This window comes from Segeticoccus sp., from assembly GCF_035708005.1.
The window spans coordinates 1-18,901 of sequence record NZ_DASSTI010000175.1; the positions used below are offsets into that span (position 1 = coordinate 1).

General features: G+C 73.8%; 20 protein-coding genes. 15 read left to right on the forward strand and 5 right to left on the reverse strand.

Going from position 1 to position 18,901, the window contains the following annotated elements; translation table 11 throughout:
• Positions 1-418: 418 nt before the first annotated feature.
• From trxA to VFL99_RS16675, 3 genes are all read left to right on the forward strand, one after another.
• On the forward strand, positions 419-775 hold the full coding sequence (gene trxA / locus VFL99_RS16665) for a thioredoxin (RefSeq protein WP_325107481.1): 357 nt from the start codon (positions 419-421) through the stop codon (positions 773-775).
• A gap of 96 nt (positions 776-871) precedes the next feature.
• Positions 872-1,135: a metal-sensitive transcriptional regulator gene (locus VFL99_RS16670; RefSeq protein WP_325107509.1), complete on the forward strand. Its 264-nt coding sequence runs from the start codon at positions 872-874 to the stop codon at positions 1,133-1,135.
• 121 nt (positions 1,136-1,256) lie between these two features.
• Positions 1,257-2,765 carry a UDP-N-acetylmuramoyl-L-alanyl-D-glutamate--2,6-diaminopimelate ligase gene (locus VFL99_RS16675; RefSeq protein ID WP_325107482.1) on the forward strand — a complete coding sequence of 503 codons (1,509 nt, stop codon included), beginning with the start codon at positions 1,257-1,259 and terminating at the stop codon, positions 2,763-2,765.
• Positions 2,766-2,836: 71 nt separating this feature from the next.
• Here the strand turns inward: VFL99_RS16675 and VFL99_RS16680 are convergent, their stop codons facing one another.
• Positions 2,837-3,910, reverse strand: coding sequence for a 3-hydroxyisobutyryl-CoA hydrolase (locus VFL99_RS16680; RefSeq protein WP_325107483.1), 1,074 nt, complete (start codon positions 3,908-3,910; stop codon positions 2,837-2,839).
• Positions 3,911-4,082: 172 nt separating this feature from the next.
• Between VFL99_RS16680 and VFL99_RS16685 the strand changes: the two genes are divergently transcribed.
• From VFL99_RS16685 to VFL99_RS16710, 6 genes are all read left to right on the forward strand, one after another.
• A complete protein-coding gene (locus tag VFL99_RS16685; protein WP_325107484.1) occupies positions 4,083-4,931 on the forward strand; it encodes a glycerophosphodiester phosphodiesterase in 849 nt (282 codons plus the stop codon).
• A gap of 12 nt (positions 4,932-4,943) precedes the next feature.
• Positions 4,944-5,378 carry an ATP-binding protein gene (locus VFL99_RS16690; protein WP_325107485.1) on the forward strand — a complete coding sequence of 145 codons (435 nt, stop codon included), beginning with the start codon at positions 4,944-4,946 and terminating at the stop codon, positions 5,376-5,378.
• Between the two features lie 91 nt (positions 5,379-5,469).
• Positions 5,470-6,378: a DUF5926 family protein gene (locus VFL99_RS16695; RefSeq protein WP_325107486.1), complete on the forward strand. Its 909-nt coding sequence runs from the start codon at positions 5,470-5,472 to the stop codon at positions 6,376-6,378.
• A 34-nt stretch (positions 6,379-6,412) separates the two neighbouring features.
• Entirely contained in the window at positions 6,413-7,195 is a 783-nt protein-coding gene (locus tag VFL99_RS16700) for a glycosyltransferase (RefSeq protein WP_325107487.1), read from the forward strand.
• Between the two features lie 96 nt (positions 7,196-7,291).
• Complete coding sequence (locus tag VFL99_RS16705) at positions 7,292-8,083, forward strand: GNAT family N-acetyltransferase (RefSeq protein WP_325107488.1); 792 nt, start codon at positions 7,292-7,294, stop codon at positions 8,081-8,083.
• A gap of 20 nt (positions 8,084-8,103) precedes the next feature.
• On the forward strand, positions 8,104-8,304 hold the full coding sequence (locus VFL99_RS16710) for a hypothetical protein (protein ID WP_325107489.1): 201 nt from the start codon (positions 8,104-8,106) through the stop codon (positions 8,302-8,304).
• On the opposite strand, the gene VFL99_RS16715 is transcribed toward VFL99_RS16710, so the two are convergent.
• Both VFL99_RS16715 and VFL99_RS16720 read right to left on the reverse strand, forming a co-directional pair.
• Positions 8,261-10,753 (reverse strand): thioesterase domain-containing protein, encoded by a 2,493-nt coding sequence (locus VFL99_RS16715; RefSeq protein WP_325107490.1) that lies wholly within the window; start codon positions 10,751-10,753, stop codon positions 8,261-8,263. The two genes, VFL99_RS16710 and VFL99_RS16715, sit on opposite strands and share 44 nt — an antisense overlap.
• A 20-nt stretch (positions 10,754-10,773) precedes the next feature.
• Positions 10,774-11,391, reverse strand: a complete 618-nt coding sequence (locus VFL99_RS16720) for a TMEM165/GDT1 family protein (protein WP_325107491.1) — start codon at positions 11,389-11,391, stop codon at positions 10,774-10,776.
• A gap of 138 nt (positions 11,392-11,529) precedes the next feature.
• On the opposite strand from VFL99_RS16720, the gene VFL99_RS16725 reads away from it, so the two are divergent.
• From VFL99_RS16725 to VFL99_RS16745, 5 genes are all read left to right on the forward strand, one after another.
• Positions 11,530-12,579 carry a prephenate dehydratase gene (locus VFL99_RS16725; protein WP_325107492.1) on the forward strand — a complete coding sequence of 350 codons (1,050 nt, stop codon included), beginning with the start codon at positions 11,530-11,532 and terminating at the stop codon, positions 12,577-12,579.
• A 31-nt stretch (positions 12,580-12,610) separates the two neighbouring features.
• Entirely contained in the window at positions 12,611-13,228 is a 618-nt protein-coding gene (locus VFL99_RS16730; RefSeq protein ID WP_325107493.1) for a hypothetical protein, read from the forward strand.
• A gap of 127 nt (positions 13,229-13,355) precedes the next feature.
• A complete protein-coding gene (locus VFL99_RS16735) occupies positions 13,356-13,595 on the forward strand; it encodes a FeoA family protein (protein ID WP_325107494.1) in 240 nt (79 codons plus the stop codon).
• Positions 13,592-15,580, forward strand: coding sequence for a ferrous iron transport protein B (gene feoB / locus VFL99_RS16740; protein WP_325107495.1), 1,989 nt, complete (start codon positions 13,592-13,594; stop codon positions 15,578-15,580). Before VFL99_RS16735 ends, feoB begins: the two co-directional genes overlap by 4 nt.
• Positions 15,577-15,873, forward strand: coding sequence for a DprA-like winged helix domain-containing protein (locus tag VFL99_RS16745; RefSeq protein ID WP_325107497.1), 297 nt, complete (start codon positions 15,577-15,579; stop codon positions 15,871-15,873). The genes feoB and VFL99_RS16745 overlap by 4 nt, the downstream gene beginning before the upstream one ends.
• Positions 15,874-15,880: 7 nt before the next feature.
• Here VFL99_RS16745 and VFL99_RS16750 read toward each other — a convergent pair whose 3' ends face one another.
• Both VFL99_RS16750 and VFL99_RS16755 read right to left on the reverse strand, forming a co-directional pair.
• Positions 15,881-17,059: a diacylglycerol/lipid kinase family protein gene (locus VFL99_RS16750; RefSeq protein WP_325107498.1), complete on the reverse strand. Its 1,179-nt coding sequence runs from the start codon at positions 17,057-17,059 to the stop codon at positions 15,881-15,883.
• A 108-nt stretch (positions 17,060-17,167) separates the two neighbouring features.
• Entirely contained in the window at positions 17,168-17,428 is a 261-nt protein-coding gene (locus VFL99_RS16755) for a hypothetical protein (RefSeq protein WP_325107499.1), read from the reverse strand.
• A gap of 115 nt (positions 17,429-17,543) precedes the next feature.
• Between VFL99_RS16755 and serS the strand changes: the two genes are divergently transcribed.
• Entirely contained in the window at positions 17,544-18,878 is a 1,335-nt protein-coding gene (serS, locus tag VFL99_RS16760; protein WP_325107500.1) for a serine--tRNA ligase, read from the forward strand.
• Positions 18,879-18,901 lie beyond the last annotated feature (23 nt).

Genomic DNA, 18,901 nt, shown 5'->3' on the forward strand with positions numbered 1-18,901 from the left:
CTGCCCCAGGGTCCTGGTCGGGGAGGTGCTGGAGCAGGTCCCGTTCGGTGACCACGTGGGGTTCCTGCTCGAGCCGGTGCTGGTCGAGGCGAACGGCTCGGCGCCGGGCCTGACGCTGACCGACCTGGGCGACCTGTCCGCCGGCCACGGCGCCTGAGCGGGTCTGGTCGGGGCGTGCGCGATCCCCGAGTTCGGGTCTGGTGTGCGGCCGCGGTCGGTCGAGTCGCACACGATCCCCGAGTTCGGGTCTGGTGTGCGGCCGCGGTCGGTCGAGTCGCACATGATCCCCGAGATCGGGTCTGGTGCACCGGGTGGTCCGGTCGGGAGCGTGCGCCCAGAGCGCCACCGTGGGAATGATTCCGCGGCGTGGGGCGCTGAATACCCCGACAGGTATTTCCCCCGCTGGAAGGAGCCCTTCGTGGCCACCCAGACCCTGACCGCCGACAACTTCGAGAAGACCATCACCGGCGACGGCATCGTCCTCGTGGACTTCTGGGCCTCGTGGTGCGGGCCGTGTCGCATGTTCGCGCCGGTCTACGACGAGGCGTCCGAGCAGCACTCCGACATCGTGTTCGGCAAGGTGGACACCGAGGCCGAGCAGCAGCTCGCCGCGGCCGCCCAGATCTCCTCGATCCCGACGCTGATGGCCTTCCGTGACGGCATCCTGGTCTTCAACCAGGCCGGTGCCCTGCCGGCTCCGGCGCTGGAGCAGGTCATCACCGCCGTCCGTGACCTCGACATGGATGAGGTCCGCGCCCAGGTGAAGTCCGCCTGACCTTTTCGCGTGCCGCGGCGGCCGCCCCGGCACGGATCCGTAGCGCCCGGCCGTGGCCGGGTCGACCGTGGTGCGGAACAGGAGGATCCCGCGATGGTGACGCTGAACCGTGACGAGATGGCGCCGGTCATCAACCGGCTGCGCCGCGCCCAGGGCCAGATCGGTGGCGTGATCCGCCTCATCGAGGAGGGCCGCGACTGCAAGGACGTGGTGACCCAGCTGGCCGCGGCCAGCCGGGCCCTGGACCGGGCCGGCTTCGCCATCGTGTCCTCCGGTCTCAAGGACTGCCTCTCCAACCCGGAGGGGGTCAGCCAGGAGGACCGGGACGCGATGGAGAAGCTCTTCCTCACCCTGGCCTGAAGACCCTCGCTGGGGACTGCCCGAGCCCTCCCCGCACGGCAGCGCCCCGGGTCCCCGCAGGGGGCCCGGGGCTCCGTCGTGTCCCACCCCCGAGCCGTGGGGCGACACCTACACTGACCGCGTGATCCAGCCCTCCCCGCACCCGCTCGACCGCGACCGCCTCACCGAACTGCTCGGTGCGCCGGTGCCCCAGGAGGTCGCAGCGGTCCGCGGGGTGACGCACGACTCGCGCGCGGTGGAGCCGGGCTGGGCCTTCGTCGCGGTGCCCGGCTTCCAGCGCGACGGGGTCGAGTTCGTCCCCCAGGCGGTGGCGGCCGGCGCCGACCTCGTGGTCGCCGAGCGCGACGTCCCCGGCGTGCCCACGGCGGTGGTGCCGGACGCGCGGGCGGCACTCGCGACCCTGGCCTGCGCGGTGTGGGGCGACCCCTCGTCCCGGATGCAGGTGCACGGCATCACCGGTACGAACGGCAAGACGACCACGTCCTATGCCCTGCACGCCATCCTGTGCGCCGCGCACGGCACGGACCGGGTCGGCCTGCTGACCACCGCCGAGGTCGTCATCGGTGACGAGCGGCAGCAGTCGGTCCGCACGACCGGTGAGGCCCCGCACGTGCAGGCGACGTTGGCGCGGATGGAGGCACACGGCATACGGCAGGTGGTGCTGGAGACGTCCTCGCACGGCATCGCGCTGAAACGCGTTGCGGGGACGCACTACTCCAGCGCCCTCTTCACCAACCTCACGCGTGACCACCTCGACCTGCACGGCACGATGGAGGCGTACTACGAGGCCAAGCGCGAGCTCTTCCACTGGGCGGTCGGTCCGAAGCTGAGCAACGGCGACGACCCCTGGGGCCGTCGCTTGGCCGGTGAGGTCCCGGGCGTGAAGACCTTTGGCTGCCAAGAGGACTCGGACTTCCGCATCGCCGACGTGCGGGCGACGCGCAGCGGCACCCGGTTCACTCTGCGGTATGCCGGCACGAGCCTCCCGCTGCACACTCCCCTCCTCGGGGACTACAACGTGTTCAACACCACGGGTGCGGCGGCGCTGGCGTTGGAGCTCGGTGTGTCACCGGACGTGGTGGCCGCGGCGGTGGCCGAGATGCCGCAGGTGCCAGGCCGTTTCGAGCGGGTGGCGCACTCGGCTGCGCGGGCCCGCGGCGTCGAGGTGATCGTCGACTACGCGCACACCGACGTCGGGCTGGAGCTGGTTCTGGGCGTCGCGCGGACCACGGCGGAGGCGCACGACGGGAGCGGGGCCGGCCGGGTGATCTGCGTCTACGGCGCGGCGGGGGACCGGGACCCGGCGAAGCGCCCGCTGATGGGGGAGGTGGCCTCGCGGCTGGCCGACGTCAACATCATCACCACCGACGACGCCTACACCGAGGACCCGGCGGCCATCGCCGGGCAGGTGATGGCCGGCGCGGATCCGGCCGACACCATCGTGGTGCTCGACCGGCGGGCGGCCATCCGGGCGGCGTTGGAGCGGGCACGGCCCGGCGACGTCGTCGTGGTCGCCGGCAAGGGACACGAGCGGGTGCAGCACCTCCCGGACGGTGACGTGCCGTTCCACGACGCCACCGTGGTCGGCGAGCTGCTCGACGAGCTGGCCGCCGAGCCGGCGCGCCGCTAGAGGACGATCACGCTCTATCGGTGTGTCTCGAGCGTTCGCTAGATTCAAGTAGACGGCGCGATCGAGCACCGTCAGGCGTTGAACAGCGACTTGACCTCGGCCGGGTCCACCTCGGCCAGGGAGGAGTACCGCCAGCGTGGCGCGTGGTCCTTGTCGACCAGCAGCGCCCGGACGCCCTCGACGAAGTCCGCGCCGGCCGGCTCGCCGCCGTCCGACGTGCCCCGCACGAACGCCCGGCCCAGCGCCCGGTCGTCGTCGAGCACCTGCTCGAGGGTCGGCATACCGGCGGCGCGCCGCAGGCCGGCCAAGGTGACGGCCACCGACAGCGGCGAGCGGCTCTCGATCGTGCGGGCGGCCGCACGGGCCTCCTCCACCGGACTTGCGTGCAGCCGCTCGACGATCGCCACCGCGTCATCACCGGCGTAGCACTCGTCGATCCAGGCCCGCTGCTCGGCGAGCGGAGCCACCCGGGCGGCCGCATCGGTCGGAGGGTGCGCCAGGGCGGCCTCGGCCGCGGCGTCCAGGTCCGCGCCGTCGGCCAGGTGGGCGAGGACGTCGCCGACGCGGCTGCTGTCGACGACGAGGTCCGCCAGCCCGCACAGGACCGCGTCGGCCCCGGTCGCCGTCGCGCCGGTGAGGGCCAAGTGGGTCCCGAGCTCGCCCGGGGCCCGGGCCAGCAGCCACCGCGCCCCGACGTCGGGGAAGAAGCCGATGCGCACCTCGGGCATCGCGACCTGGGACCGCTCGGTGGCGAGCCGCAGGTCGGCGTAGGCGGAGATGCCCACGCCGCCGCCCATCACGACCCCGTCCATCACCGAGACGACCGGTTTGGACCAGCCGTGCAGGAGCGCGTTGAGGCGGTACTCGTCGTCCCAGAAGCGCAGGGCGGCCTCGCCGTCCCCGGTCATCAGGGCCTGGCGGACGGCCCGGATGTCGCCACCGGCGCACAGGCCGCGCTCGCCCAGGCCGTCGATGGCCACGGCGTTGACCCGGTCGTCGTGGGTCCACTCCTCGAGCTGGGCCAGCATGGCGAGGACCATGTGCTCGGTGAGGGCGTTGAGCGCGCGGGGTCGGTTGAGCCGGATCCGTCCGAGCCGGCCCTGACGAGTGAACAGCACCTCGTCCGTGCCCCGGTGCGCGTTCACGACGTCACCTCCACCGTCGCTGTCGTCCTCTCGTGCGAGCGGGTCGGTCCTCCGTCTCGCACCCTGCCAATGGCCCTGAGCCTAGAGGCTGCGCCGTGGTCTGCACCTGCGGGTTGGGCAGTGTCGGCGTGGTGCCTGAGCACCCCTTTGTTGAAGGTGGCACGATCGTGGTGTGCCTGACCTGATGCGCTCAGCGCGCCGAGAGGAGCACATGCACCGGCAGATGCCCCGGGTCATCGCCCACCGAGGGGCGAGTCGGGATGAGCCGGAGCACACGCTGAGCGCCTACCGACGGGCGATCGAGGAGGGCGCCGACGCCGTCGAGTGCGACGTCCGGCTCACCGCCGACCTGCACCTGGTGTGCGTCCACGACCGGCGGGTCAACCGCACCTCCAACGGTCGCGGGGTCGTCTCCGCCCTTGAGCTGGCCACCCTCGAGGGGCTCGACTGGGGGTCGTGGAAGGAACGGCACCCCGACGACGCGGAGATGCCCGACCAGGACCGCAACCGGCTGCTCACCCTGCGCCGGCTGCTCACCACCGTCACCTCCTGCGACCGCGAGGTGGGACTCGCGATCGAGACCAAGCACCCGAACCGCTACCGCGGCCAGGTCGAGCGCACCCTCGCCACCGTGCTGCGCGCGTTCGAGCTGGACGGGCCGCCGCAGCCGGGCCGGCCAGAGGTCTGCGTGATGTCGTTCTCCCAACTGGCGACCCAGCGGATGCGCAAGCTGTGCCCGCACCTGCCGGTCGTCTTCCTCATGGAGGACACCGTGCCGCTGCGCTTCCGGGACGGCCTGCTGCCCAAGGGGGTGCGGATTGCCGGGGTGAGTACCACGATCCTGCCGCGCTACCCCGATCTCGTGCGCCGGCACCACGACCGCGGGCAGGAGGTCTACGTCTACACCGCCGACGAGCCGGAGGACATCGACCGCTGCATGCGCATGGGGGTGGACGCGATCATCACCAACCGCCCCGCCTTCGTGCGGCGCCACATTGGACTCGACGGGGACGTCCATTAGCCTGCTGCCGCCATGACCAACGCTGCGAACCGCCCGGGCGAGGGCCGGGTCCGGACCGTTCGCCTGCCCGCCGAACGTGCCTCCGTGCCGCTGGCCCGGCGCACCATCGTCGAGGACCTGCAGGCCCGCGGCATCGACCCGCAGATCGTCGACGAGGCCGAGATCGTCGTCTCCGAGCTCGTCGCGAACGCGCTGCGGCACGCCCGCCCGCTCAGCGACGGCACCGTCCGGGTGCACTGGAAGGTCAAGGACGGTCTGGTCGAGGTCGAGGTCACCGACGGCGGCGGGACCACCACCCCCCAGCCGCTGCCGCGCTCCACGTGGACCCCCGCCGGCCGTGGCCTGCGCATCGTGCGCAGCATCGCCCACGAGTGGGGCGTCGTCGACGACAAGCAGGGCTGCACCGTCTGGGCGGCGCTCGGCGGCCCCTCGCGCCGTCGCGCCTGAGCCCGAGGCTCCGCGCCCGGCCGCACCGCACCGGTGACTGCGCGCCGTGCCGGCGCGGGTCGGCATACCGTCCACGGTTAGGGTCAACCCCATGGGCAAGGCATCGCGCCGTCGCAAGGTGAGGCAGCAGACCGCCAACGGGCAGGGGGAGAGTCGGCAGCGGGACCCGCAGTCCCTCCCAGCCCCGTTCGTCGCGCGCCCGTTCGAGGGGCTGCCCGACGAGACCGAGTGGGTCGCGCTGCGGGAGGTCGTGCCGGCCGGCACGGCGAGCATCCGCTTCACCCCGCCGGACGGGGAACCGCGCGACGCCACGGTCGTCAGCGTCCTCCCGCTCGCCTGGCCCGGGCTGCACCGCGGCGACGGCGAGCTGCTGGTGGCGCTGCAGTCGGGCAACAGCAGCGGTGACGCCAGCCGCGACGTGGCCCAGGTGCTCCTGACGGTCGCGTCCTCCGAGGCCGGTATGCCGGCCACGACCGTCCCAGCCCCGACCGCCGGCACGCCGCGCCTGCAGGACCTGCTCGACACGAGCCGGCCGTTCGAGCTGCAGGTGCACCAGGGGTTCGACTTCTGGGTGGCCGAGGACGCCGACCTCGATGCGGACGGCCGCGCCTCGCTCGAGCGGGCCAACGCCGCAGCGGTGCCCACCACGAGGCTCGCGTCCGTCGCCTCCGCCTACTGGTGCCGCATCGGCGACCGCACCCACATCCGGTGGGTGCTGCCGCACGCTGAGGACCCCGCGACCGACGCGCTCGCGCGGCTGCACGGGGCCGGTGCCAGCGCGCTGTCCGACGGCTCCCGCCTGCTCGGGGCGTTCCGGGCCTGCGGGCTGCTGGTCCCGGTGTGGGACCTCGACCCGGCCAAGGAGGCAGACGCCTACGAGGAGCCGATGGCGACGTTCGCCAAGCGTTTCGAGGAGGCGTACGCCAGCGACGAGGCCCTGACGCCCGAGGAGCGCCGCGCCCGCAACGGCATCCTCAGCCGCCAGGTCACCCTCCGCTAGCCCGGCCGCGGGAACGAGCAGGGGAGCACTCGCGATGCCGAGCAGCCAAGCCGTCGCCGCCGTCGTCCCTGCGCGCAACGAGGCCGAGCGCATCGCCGACACCGTGGCGGCGCTGCGCCGGGTCGACGGCGTCGAAGTGGTCGTCGTGGTCGACGACAGCAGCTCCGATGCGACGGCCGAACTCGCCCGCGGCGCAGGCGCGCTCGTGTCAGTGCACCCCCGCCACCGCGGCAAGGCCGCGGCGCTCATGACCGGTGTCGCCGTCGTGCGCGACCTGCCGGGCACGCCACCGGGCACCCTGCTCTTCGCCGACGGCGACCTCGGGGACAGTGCGGTCGGCGTCGCGCCGCTGCTCGCCCCGATCCGGGACGCCGCCGCGGACCTGGCCATCGCCGTGCTCCCGCCCCAGGAGGGTGCCGCCGGCCTCGGCCTCGGCGTGCAGCTCGCGCGCGACGGCATACGGGGTATGACGGGCTGGGACCCTCGCCAGCCGCTGTCCGGCATCCGCTGCCTCACCCGGGAGGCCTACGAGTGCGCGGCGCCGCTGGCGCGTGGCTGGGGCGTGGAGGTCGGACTCACCATCGACGTGCTCCTGCGCGGGCTGCGCGTGGTGGAGGTGCCCTGCGACCTGCGGCACCGCGCCACCGGGGCGGACTGGCGCGGTCGCGCGCACCGGGCCGCGCAGTACCGTGACGTGTGGCTCGCACTCGCCAGCCGTCGGCTGCGCGAACGCCGGTCGGGTGACGGGCATTCGGCGGGACGGCGTTCGGGTGAGCCACGGTCGGGTGAGCCACGGTCCGGTGAGGCTCCGCGCTGAGGGGTGAGCGGTCGAGGCGTTGAGCTCCCCGGGCGGCTCGACGTGTGGCGGGCAGGCCGAGGCCGTGCCCGGGGGAGCGCACTCGATACTGGGCGCGTGGAGGTCAATGAACTCGGGCAGCCGGTGGGACCGCACGTGACGGGCTGGTCGCCGCGGCGGGCGCCGAGCGCCCCCGTCCTGTCCGGTGACTACGTGCGGCTGGAGCGACTGGATCCGGCCCGCCACGGCGAGGACCTCTTCGCCGCCGACCGGGCCGATGCGCGCGGGGAGAGCTGGACCTACCTGCCCTACGGGCCGTTCGGCGACCGCACGGCATACCGGCGGTGGCTGGAGGGGGTCGCGGGCCGGGCGGACCCGTGCTTCTACGCGATCATCGACACGGATGACGTCGACCCCGATGACGTCGACACCGGCGCCGTCGAAGCCGCCGTCGACGCCGTCGACACGGACCACTCTCGCGTCCGCACACGGACCCACGGGCGCGCGGTCGGCGTGGCGAGCTACCTGAACGTCGAGCCCGACCACGGCACGATCGAGGTGGGGCACGTGCACTACTCGCCGGCGCTGCAGCGGCGGCGGGGGGCGACGGAGGCGCAGTACCTGCTGATGCGCCACGTCTTCGAGGACCTCGGCTATCGGCGCTACGAGTGGAAGTGCGATGCGCTCAACGCCGCCTCCCGGTCCGCCGCCGCGCGTCTCGGCTTCTCCTACGAGGGCACCTTCCGCCAGGCGCGCGTGGTCAAGGGGCGCAACCGGGACACCGCGTGGTACGCGGTCACCGACGGCGACTGGCCGGCCGTGTCCGCCGCGCTGCGGGCCTGGCTGGACCCGGCGAACTTCGACGCACGCGGCCGTCAGCGGACCTCGCTGCGCAGTAGGCTGGGGTGATCCGCTGAAGGAGGTCGCGCGTGAGCTTTCCGACAGGTGGGGGCGGCGGCAACTGGGTGCGTGCGCGCAACCCGGAGGGCGTGACGTCGTTCCTCGCGGAGCAGCAGCAGGACGCCGACCGGCACGCCGAGGAGTATGGCCGGTCCCTCGCCTTCCGTCGGCGCCTGCGCCGCAGGCTCAGGTCGCGGCTCGCTTCGCTGCTGGCGCGTCGTCGGCGCTGAGCAGCGCTCGGCCGGCGCCGGTGTGGTCGGGTTCGCGCGCGGCGGACTCGGCGCCACCCACTCCGGCCGGGTCTGCTCCCGGTTCCCTTGCGGTGGCCCCTTCTGACAACGTGGCCGTGCCGGCCGCCAGCGCGACCAGGGTCGGCAGGAGCACGAGCGTGCTGACCGGTGGGATGGCCGCGCCGGTGTCGTTGGCCGCGAACCCGAGGACGAGGCAGACCGCCACCGCCCACAGGGCCGGGCGCAGCAGGGGCACGCGTCGCGCCAGCCGGGCCAGCGGCCGGCCGGCGCGGCTGCCGGGACGCGCCAGCACCCACACCGCTACAGCAAGTCCGGCCGGCACGAGCAGCGCCAGCGGGGCTGTCAGCAGGACGGCGAGGTTCTGCTCGAGCTTGCGCAGCACGATGTCCCCGGCGTGGCCGTGGGCCAGCGCCTCGACGAACCGGCCCAGATGCGTCCGGGCCGCCGGGGGCCGGAGCCAGTCCGCGACCAGGACGGCGGCCAGCGCGAGGACGGTCACGGCGCCCGCGCCGACGGTCCGAGCCGGCGTCCAGCGGAGACCGGAGGCGCCTGCGGCGAGGACCAGCACCGCGGGGAGGAGGGCGGCGACGCCGCCGAGATCGCTGCCCCACCATGGCGATCCGTCGACCGCGACGGCGGCCAGGCCGACGATCAGGGTGAGGACGACCGCGGTGACACGACGCCCGCGGGCCGTCCACGGCGCAGCGAGGAGCGCAGCCGCCAGCAGCGCGGAGGTCGCGAGCACCGCGAACGCCACGTTGCCGATCCCGTAGAAGCGCCCGCCGACGAGCGGTTGCACGCCCAGCAGCGACGACAGCACGAGCCGGGAACCGGTCAGGGCATCGACTCCCAGCACGACGACGGTGCTCACGACGACCGCGGTGACCGGCCCGGTGCGGTGCCACCCGAAGCCGGCGAACGCGGCCACGGCCAGGGAGAGGACGAACGCCGCCACGGCTGCGATGAGGGCCGCAGCCGGGCGGGGTGCATCCCACCACGGCAGGGCCTGCGCGAGGTAGGTCGCCACCGGTATGCCGGCCGCCGCCGTCGCGCCCACCCGCACCAGACCTGCCACCCGCCGGCGGGTGGCAGTGGTCGCCGCCAGGTTCCGTGGCGCTGCGGCGGTGCCTCGGGGCATCGCTCGCCGCCAGCACCACCACGCCGACCCGTAGCCGAGCAGCTGCAGCAGCACCACGCCGACGAAGAACGGCGGCACGAGCGGGCTCACGAGCGCGGCCGCCCGGCCGAGCCCGCGCAGCGTGTCGAGACGCCCATGCCGATCTAGGGAGTCTCCCGCCGATCTCGGGACTTTCCGCGCGGAATCTCCCGAGATCGGCGGGGAAGTCCCTAGATCGGCGTGGGGGGCGAGCCGGAGTGGAGCGCCCGCGACGCCGTCGGGCAGCGCAATCCCGGCGCGGGCGAGGACCGTAGCCGTGACGTCGGCGGACTGGACCAGGCCGAGCTGCCGGGTCGAGCCCGACCAGAGCAGCCCGCCTCCCGTTCGACCATGGCCTGCCCGTGTCGGTGGTGCAGCGCCCAGCACCGCACCACCCGCCCGGCCGCCGGTCGCTCCTCCCGTCGCCGGATTCGCCGCACGCACGGCGAGGAGCCGGAGCCGGGACCGCTGACCGCGGTCGCTGAGGGCGGCGACGATGACGTCCGCATCGGGCGGCGCCTGCGCCAGGACCCGGCCGACCCGCCGGTCCACGGCGCGCAGGTCCGGCGCGCCGTCTCCTCGCCGGGGCGAGCCGACGTCGACCACGGTGACCGGGCAGCGCCGCAGCGGCAGCGTTCCGGAGGAGGTCCACGGCGCGTAGCGCGCCACGTGGCCGCGGCTGTCCGCCGCCGCGACCGCGGCCCCTGGCCCGATCGCCTGCACGCAGCGGCCGTGTGCCTGCAGGGTGTCCGCGAGCAGACCGGGGCGGGCGTCCATCAGCCGGTGCCGGGCGAGGGCGCGCCAAGGGGACCACCCAGGGACCGTGGCCCCGCCGACCGGGGTCCCCGACGCGTTGCCTGCGCCCGACGCACTCGTCCGTGGCTGGGGCACCGGCACACAGCCCGGAACCACGCCGGCGCCACCGGGTGTGGCCGAGGCGCGCACCCCGGCGGACAACCCGAGCCACCCGTCCAGCGGGCAGGTGGTGGCGTGCACCGACCGGACCACGAGGGCACCGGATCCGCCGTGGGCCAGCAGCGACCACAGGTGCGGGGTCGCGCGCGGGCCCACGTCCGACCAGGTGAGCCCGGCGCCCGTGCCGACCACGATGGTGGGACCGACCGCCTCAGCAGCAGGAGTGGCACGAGCAGCGGACGGTGCGGCGCTCGGCAGCGAGCGGTCCATCGCCGGCCCGAGCCAGAAGGTGCCGACGACCAGCGCCACCAGCAGCGCCACGCCGCCGAGGCTGCGCAGCAGCCGGCCCGTCCTCACCGGGCAAGGCTAGGACGTGGTCAGAACGGCAGGTTCACGCCGAGGATCTGCAGCAGCGTCACGAGCGCGAGCAGCAGGCACACGACCCCGCCGACCCGGCGGATCGTCGACAGGTGGACCCGCTTGAGCAGCGTGCGCCCCAGCACCGCCGCGAGTCCGGACACCACCGCGAGGGCGACGAACGCGCCGACCCCGATGCTCAGCGGGTCGTGGGTGCGCACGACCAGGGCCGCGGTGAGCAGCTGGGACAGGTCGCCCCACTCGGCGACGAACAGCACGAGGAAGCTCGCCCCGATCGCCCGCAGCCCGTGCATGCCGGGGCGCGCCTTGCTCGCGACCTCCTGCTCCTCCTCGGCGGCCTCCGCGTCGGCCTTCCCGGCCCCGGCGATGAGGATGATGCCGCCGATGAGGAAGAGCAGTCCGGCGACGATCTCGACGGGGGTGCGGGGCAGGTTCGCGATGAACCCTCCGGCGGTGGTGGCGACGGCGGTCTGCACGAGGAAGGCCGTCGCCACGCCGATCCAGACCATGAGCGCGCGGTAGCGGGTGGCCAGCACGAGCGTCGCCACGAAGGTCTTGTCCGGCAACTCGACCGCGAAGATGGTCACGAATGCGGTGACGAGGTGGGCGAGGCTCATATCCGCGCCAGACTATCGGCCGGGCGGCGCCGGCCCGGCGCGGGCAGCACGCACGGGCGCGTGCGGGACGGCATACCCTCAGGCTGTGCCCGCCAGCCCCACCGCCGCGTCGCCGGCCGCCACCCGTGAGGACCGTTGATGACGGACGTGACCCGCAGCCCCACCCGCTACGGCTTCCTCGGCCCGTCCGGCACGTTCACCGAGACCGCGTTGCGGGACCGGCTGGCCGCGGTGGCCGCCAGCGACCCCGCCGCGGTGGGGCGCGAGGAGCTGGTGCCCTTCCCGTCGGTCGACATCGCGCTGGAGGCGGTGCGCCGGGGTGACGTCGCGGCCGCCATGGTGCCCATCGAGAACTCCGTCGAGGGCGGCGTCACCGCGACCCTCGACGCGCTGTCCTCCGGCGAGCAGCTCGCGATCATCGCGGAGCAGCTCGTGCCCATCACCTTCGTGCTCGCCGCCGCACCGGTCGACGGCTCCGGCGACGGCTCCGGTATGCCGATCGCCGGCATCCGCGCGGTCGGCACCCACCCGCACGCCTGGGCCCAGGTCCGCGGCTGGATGACCGAGCACCTGCCGGCCGCGGAGCACGTCCGGGCCTCCTCCACGGCGGCTGCCGCCGCCGCGGTCGCGGCGGGGGCGCGGCCCCCAGGTGCCGCGGGGGCGACGGCGGGGGACGGGTCCGCGGCGGGTGAGCTCCCGGCATACGAGGCCTGTGTCTGCTCCCCGGGAGCGGCCCGGGACCACGGGCTGCGCATCCTGGCCGAGCAGATCGAGGACAACGCCGGGGCGGTCACCCGGTTCGTCCTCGTCGCCCGGCGGGGGCGGCTGCCGCAGCCGACGGGGGCGGACAAGACCACCGTCGTGCTGCACCAGCGCGAGGACCGGCCCGGCGGGCTGCTCGACCTGCTCGAGCAGTTCGCGACCCGGGGGATCAACCTCACGCGGATCGAGTCCCGGCCGACCGGTGAGGGCCTGGGGTCGTACTGCTTCTCCCTCGACTGCGAGGGACACGTCGCCGACGAGCGGCTCGGGGAGGCCCTGACCGGGCTGCACCGGGTGTGCCGCCGGGTGGTGTTCCTCGGCTCCTACCCGCGCGCCGACGCCCGCCCCACGCCGGTGCGCGCCGGCACGTCCGACGACGACTTCATCGCCGCCCGCTACTGGCTGCGGTCGCTGCGGGGCGAATGACGCGCGCGGGACGCACCGCTAGCCTGCGGGCATGGCGTGGCTGGAGGCTCTGGGATGGGCCGGCTCCGCCTTGGTGGTCGTCTCCCTGCTGCAGTCGCGACTGCTGCGCTTCCGCGTGCTGCACCTCCTCGCGTGCGCGGCCCTCGTGTTCTACGGCGCCTGGACCCACGTCTGGCCGATGGTCGGCGTCTTCACCGCCGTGGGGCTGCTCGACTTCTGGTTCATGCGGCGGCTGCTGCTGGAGCGCCACGACAGCCACGCCTTCACCGTGCTGGAGGTGGGGCCGCTCGATGAGTACCTCCGGCACGTGCTGCGGGTCCACGCCGCTGACATCGAGGCGTTCCAGCCCGGGTTCGTGTGGGACGGCGCGGCACCGGGACACGCCGCGTTCCTCGTCCTGCGCGACGACGAGGCGGTGGGCGTCGTGCTCCTGCGCGACGCCGGACAGGGCGTGGCGCAGGCGGAGCTGGACTACGTCACCCCGCGCTACCGCGACTTCGCGCCCGGGGAGTTCGTCTACCGGCGCAGCGGACTGTTCCGGGCGCGCGGCTTCCACACCGTGCTCACGCCGCCGGGGATGGTGGAGCCGTACTACGCCCGGCTCGGGTTCGAGCGGCGCGGCGACTCCTACGTGATCCCGGTGGGCTGATCCCGGCAGGCTGATCCCGGCGGGCTGATCCCGGCGGGCTGATCCCGGCGGGCTGATCGACTCCATTGCCATCTGGAATGGCTCTCGATTTGGCAAGGCTTACCTAAGAAGCCCTATCCTCGCTGGCATGTCGTCGACGTTGGAGGCCAGCGCCCTGCGCCACGAGGTGCGCGTCGTGGGGGCCAACGGTGACCCGCGAGTGGTCCGCCGGCTGGCCGAGCTCGGGGTCCGGGCCGGGTGCCGGATGGTCGCCCTGCGGCGCACCCCGGGAGGGGGCCGCGTGGTCTCGGTCGACGGCTCCCGCATCGCGCTCGACCGCGACACCTTGCGCCTGCTGACCGTCGAGCCGGTGGGCGCCGCCGGATGACGGCCGTCCACCTCGACACCAGCACCGTCCCCTCCTGCCACTCCGGCGGGGGAGGGTCGCCCGCGCCCGCCGGTGCGGCGGTCGTCGCCCTCGTCGGCGCCCCGAACGTCGGCAAGACCACGCTGTTCAACGCGCTCACCGGTGCCCGCCGCACCGTCGGCAACTGGCCCGGCACGACCGTGGAGGTCGGCCGCGGGGCCTGGCGGCTGCCGGAGGGCCGGCCGGTCGACCTGGTCGACCTGCCGGGTGCGTACAGCCTCGACCCCGCCTCCCCCGACGAGGCGCTGACCCGGGCGCTGTTGCTCGACGTGCCGCACGAGGAGCAGCCCGACCTCGTCGTCGTCACCGCCGACGCCGCCCACCTCACCCGCAGCCTCTACCTCGTCGCCCAGCTCCGCGAGCACGACCTGCGGCTCGTCGTCGCGCTGACCATGACCGACGTGGCCTCCCGCCGCGGGCTGGACGTCGACCCCGACCGGCTGCGGCAGCAGCTCGGCTGCCCGGTCGTACCGCTCGACCCCCGCCGCCGCTCCGGCGGGCAGCAGCTCGGAGCGGCCGTCGCCGCCGCGCTGGAGGAGCCGCGGCCCGCGCCGCGACCGCTGGCCGTCGCTGCGGGTGGCTCGGCCACCGAGCGTGGCGACGCGGACGACGAGCTCGCGGTGCTCGACGAGCGCTTCGCGTGGGTGGACGCGGCCGTGCAGGCCGGCGTCCGGCATACCGGCGAGGACCGGCAGTCGTGGAGTGACCGCGTGGACCGGTTCGCCACCGGCCGGGTCAGCGGACCGCTGATCTTCCTCGCCGCGATGTGGGCCGTCTTCCAGGTGACCACCACGGTGGCCGCGCCGATGCAGGACGGGCTCGACTGGCTCTTCTCCGGCCCGGTCACCTCAGGGGCGTCCGCCGCCCTGTCGGCGATCGGCCTCGGCGACACGTTCGTCAGCGGCTTCGTCCTCAACGGCCTGGTGGCCGGTGTCGGGATGCTGCTGACCTTCGTGCCGCTCATGGCGCTGATGTTCCTGATGCTCGCCCTGCTCGAGGACTCCGGCTACCTCGCCCGGGCCGCCGTCGTCACCGACCGGATGATGCGCGCCATCGGCCTGCCGGGCCGGGCGTTCCTGCCGCTGGTCGTGGGCTTCGGCTGCAACGTGCCCGCGATCAGCGCCACCCGGATCCTGCCGCACGCGCGCCAGCGGATCCTCACCGCGCTGCTCATCCCCTTTACCTCGTGCAGCGCCCGGCTCACCGTCTACGTCCTCATGGCGACCACCTTCTTCCCGCGGCACGCCGGGACGGTCGTCTTCGGGATGTACCTCATCTCGATCGCCCTCGTCGTCCTGATCGGCCTCGCGCTGCGCTCGACGCTGTGGCGGACGATGGGTGCCGAGCCGCTGATCCTGGACCTGCCGCCCTACCAGCGCCCGACCGCCCGGCTCACCGCAATCGTCACCTGGGTGCGGCTCAAGGGCTTCCTGCGCACCGCCAGCGGCATCATCGTGGCCGCCGTGACCTGCGTCTGGCTGCTGCAGGCGATCCCCGTCTCCAGCGGCCAGGACTTCGGGCACGTGCCGGTGCAGGACAGCCTCTACGCCACGACGACCCGCGCGGTCAGCCCCGTCTTCGACCCGGCCGGCTTCGGCCAGTGGCAGACCACCGGCGCCCTCACCGTCGGCTTCGTCGCCAAGGAGGCCGTCATCTCCTCCTGGGCCCAGACGTATGCCGTGCAGCAGCCGGCCGCGTCCCGTCACCCGGGCAACCTCGGCAGCGAGATCCGCCAGGCCTTCGAGCAGTCCTCCGGGGGCCACGCCACTGCCGCGGTCTGGGCGTTCCTCGTCTTCCTGCTCGCCTACACCCCCTGCGTGGCGACGCTCGCCACCCAGCGACGCGAGATCGGGCTGCGGTGGACGGCCTTCGGGCTGGTGCTGCAGCTGACCGTGGCGTGGAGCCTGGCGGTCGTGATCTTCCAGTCGCTCAGGTTGCTGCTGTGAGCGCCAGCCCCAGCCGGGCGGTCCTGGACGCGTTCGCGGCCGGTGCCACGTCCGTCGACCAGGTCGCCGGGCGGACCGGGCTCAGCGCCGACGTGGTGCGCACGGCCGTCGACCAGCTCGTGCGCCTCGGGCGGATGGACGCCAAGGAACTCACCGTCGGCTGCCCCGACGGCGGGTGCGGGAGCTGTGCGTCCGGGACCGCCGACGGCGGCGCCGGGTGCGGCGCGTCGGGCCCGTCGATGCGCCGCTCCGGTCCGGTGCTCGTGTCGCTGGCGGTCCGCCCGCCCCGGTGATCGTGGGTCAGTGACCGACTGACTCCCGGCGCCCCGACGGGCTGGGCGCGGCCAGGACCTCGGCCGGCACCCGCACCGTCAGCGCCTTCGGCTCGATCCGCGCGGAGATGGCGCGCGCCCGGCCGATCGTGTCGCCGTCGAGCTGCACCTCCTCGGGACCGTTGGTGCGGATCGCGATCTCCTTGATCCGGTGGTGGTCCACCCGCTCGTGGCCCCGGGGGCGGCGGGCGATCACCCGCATCGCGACCGCCACCCACCCCGGCAAGCCCTCCGGGGAAAGGATCACGCTGTCCAGCCAGCCGTCGTTGACCTTGGCCTGCGGCAACAGCACCAGCCCGCCGGTCAGCCTGCCGCAGTTGCCGATCAGGATGGTGCGGGCCTTGCGGGTGAACTCCGGCTTGTCGTCGATCCGCACGCGGGCGGTGAACTGTGCGCCCTTGAGGTGCTTCACCCCCGAGACGCCGTAGGCGAGCCACCCGACGCGTGCCTTCAGCTGCTCGGGGGCGTCGGCCATGATGTCCGCGTCGAAGCCGACGCCGGCCATGACGAGGAAGATGTGCTCCTCGGGGCGCTGGTGCTCCCCGGAGCGGTTCACCGTGAGCCGGCCGACGTCCACCCGCAGGTTCTGTCCCCCCATGGCGGCGCGCAGCGCCTGGTCCAGCTCGTCATACGGCACGCCCAGGTTGCGGGCCAGCAGGTTGCCCGTGCCACCGGGCAGCAGGCCTAGCGGGGTGGTGCTGCCGACCAGCGCGCTGGCCACCGAGCGGGTGGTGCCGTCACCCCCGAGGGAGCAGACCAGGTCGACGCCCGCCTCGAGCGCCTGCTTGCCCTGCCCGTAGCCGGTGTCCTCCTTGGTGGTCTCCAGCCACAGCGGCGCGTCCCAGCCGGCGCGGGTGCACACGGCGGTGACGTGCCGCCGGGTCGCCGCCACGTCCTCGAACTTGGTGGGGTTGACGATGATCGCCGCCCGCTTGAGTGGCACTGCCCCTTCGATCTGCTCGGTCTGCCCCTGCTGGAAGTAGGCTCGTGGCGGTCTGGCTCGCGGGGCACGAAGGCGCTCGCCGGCCTCGTGCGTCGAGGTCTTGTTCGGCGGGTCCCCGGAGAAGACGGCGATGGCTCCCACGAACAGCAGGATCAGGATCGCCAGCGCGATCATGACCAGAACCCCGGTGGACGTATCGAGCACAGGACGACGCTACCCGACCAGCCTGCGTCTCGCCCGTGTCAACGGAACGTCCGCGGGACGTCACGGGAGCCGGCCTCCCCGCGACCGGCTCCGGGAAGTGGCGCGGGCTCAGCCGCGGCCGCTCTCGCCGCCCTCGCTGGCCAGCTCGCGGTGCCGTCCGGCGGGCTCGCGCTGCTCCCGCTCGCGCTGCGCCTCGAGCGCCGCCGCCCGGGCCTGACGAGCCGCCCGCGCGCGCTGCCGCTCGGCCACTTCGTGGGTCGGCGTCTTGGTCGGGGGGTTCATGGCGAAGGCGGCGATGATGGCCAGCGTCAGGGCGATGAGCACCGCCAGGGCGATCATGACGACGACTCCGGTGGACGTATCGAGCACGGCACGACCGTACCCGACCCGCGCGCCGAGGCCGACTTCAGCCGACTTTCCCGGTGCCCCTGCTCCACGCTCGTCACTGTCGGGGCCGCCACGGTGCGCCGATAGGCTCGGGTGCGTGATCGACATACGGACTCTGCGCGAGGACCCCGAGCGGGCCCGCGCGTCACAGCGCGCCCGAGGTGAGGACGAGGGGATCGTCGACGCGATCCTGGCGGCGGACGAGCGGCGCCGGTCCTCCCTGGCGGAGTTCGAGCGGCTGCGGGCCGAGCAGAAGTCGGTCAGCAAGAGCGTCGGCCAGGCGATGGGGGCGCTCGCCAAGGCGCGCAAGGCCGGTGCGTCGGAGGACGAGGTGCAGCGGCTGACCGGTGAGGCGGACAAGGCGCGGGCGTCGGCCGGCGAGCTGTCCGACCGGGTCAAGGAGCTGGAGGCGGCGGCCGATGAGGCGGACGCCGAGCTGGGCCGACTCCTGCGGCAGCTGCCCAACCTCGTCATCGAGGGCATTCCGAGCGGCGGCGAGGACGACTACGCGGTGCTCGAGACGATCGGCTCGCCCCGGGACTTCGCGGCCGAGGGCTTCCAGCCGCGTGACCACCTCGAGCTCGGTGAGCTGCTCGGGGCGATCGACATGGAGCGCGGGGCCAAGGTGTCCGGTGCCCGGTTCTACTACCTGACCGGCGTCGGAGCGCGGCTCGAGCTGGCCCTGCTGAGCCTGGCGGTGGCCCAAGCCGTTTCGGCCGGGTTCACGCCGATGATCACGCCCACCTTGGTCAAGCCTGATGCGATGGTCGGCGCCGGGTTCCTCGACGCGCACGCGGACGAGGTCTACCACCTCGAGGCGGACGACCTGTACCTCACCGGGACCTCCGAGGTCGCGCTCGCGGGCTACCACGCCGACGAGATCATCGACCTCTCCGCCGGTCCCAAGCGGTATGCCGGGTGGTCGGCCTGCTACCGCCGGGAGGCCGGGTCGCACGGCAAGGACACCCGCGGCATCATCCGAGTGCACCAGTTCCACAAGGTCGAGATGTTCAGCTACTGCCGCGTCGAGGATTCCGAGGCCGAGCACCAGCGGCTGCTCGCCTGGGAGAAGGAGATGCTCGCCAAGGTCGAGCTGCCCTACCGGATCATCGACACCGCGGCCGGCGACCTCGGCGGCCCGGCCGCGCGCAAGTTCGACTGCGAGGCGTGGGTGCCGACGCAGGATCGCTACCGCGAGCTGACCTCGACGTCGAACTGCACCACCTACCAGGCCCGCCGGTTGAACATCCGGGAACGCGCTGTCGAGGGCTCCGGTACGCGCACCGTCGCCACCCTCAACGGCACGCTCGCGACGACTCGCTGGATCGTGGCGATCCTCGAGAACCACCAGCAGGCCGACGGCTCTGTTGCGGTGCCCGCCGCGCTGCAGCCGTACCTCGGCCTCGACGTGCTGACCCCGATCGGCGCCTGACCCGAGGTCGCGGCACTTCTCGC

Coding starts and splice junctions, on each gene's coding strand:
- feoB (WP_325107495.1), top strand. CDS start 13,592: ATGACGGCCGTCCACCTCGACACCAGCACCGTCCCCTCCTGCCACTCC.
- VFL99_RS16690 (WP_325107485.1), top strand. CDS start 4,944: ATGACCAACGCTGCGAACCGCCCGGGCGAGGGCCGGGTCCGGACCGTT.
- VFL99_RS16735 (WP_325107494.1), top strand. CDS start 13,356: ATGTCGTCGACGTTGGAGGCCAGCGCCCTGCGCCACGAGGTGCGCGTC.
- VFL99_RS16730 (WP_325107493.1), top strand. CDS start 12,611: ATGGCGTGGCTGGAGGCTCTGGGATGGGCCGGCTCCGCCTTGGTGGTC.
- VFL99_RS16700 (WP_325107487.1), top strand. CDS start 6,413: ATGCCGAGCAGCCAAGCCGTCGCCGCCGTCGTCCCTGCGCGCAACGAG.
- VFL99_RS16695 (WP_325107486.1), top strand. CDS start 5,470: ATGGGCAAGGCATCGCGCCGTCGCAAGGTGAGGCAGCAGACCGCCAAC.
- VFL99_RS16720 (WP_325107491.1), bottom strand. CDS start 11,391: ATGAGCCTCGCCCACCTCGTCACCGCATTCGTGACCATCTTCGCGGTC.
- VFL99_RS16725 (WP_325107492.1), top strand. CDS start 11,530: ATGACGGACGTGACCCGCAGCCCCACCCGCTACGGCTTCCTCGGCCCG.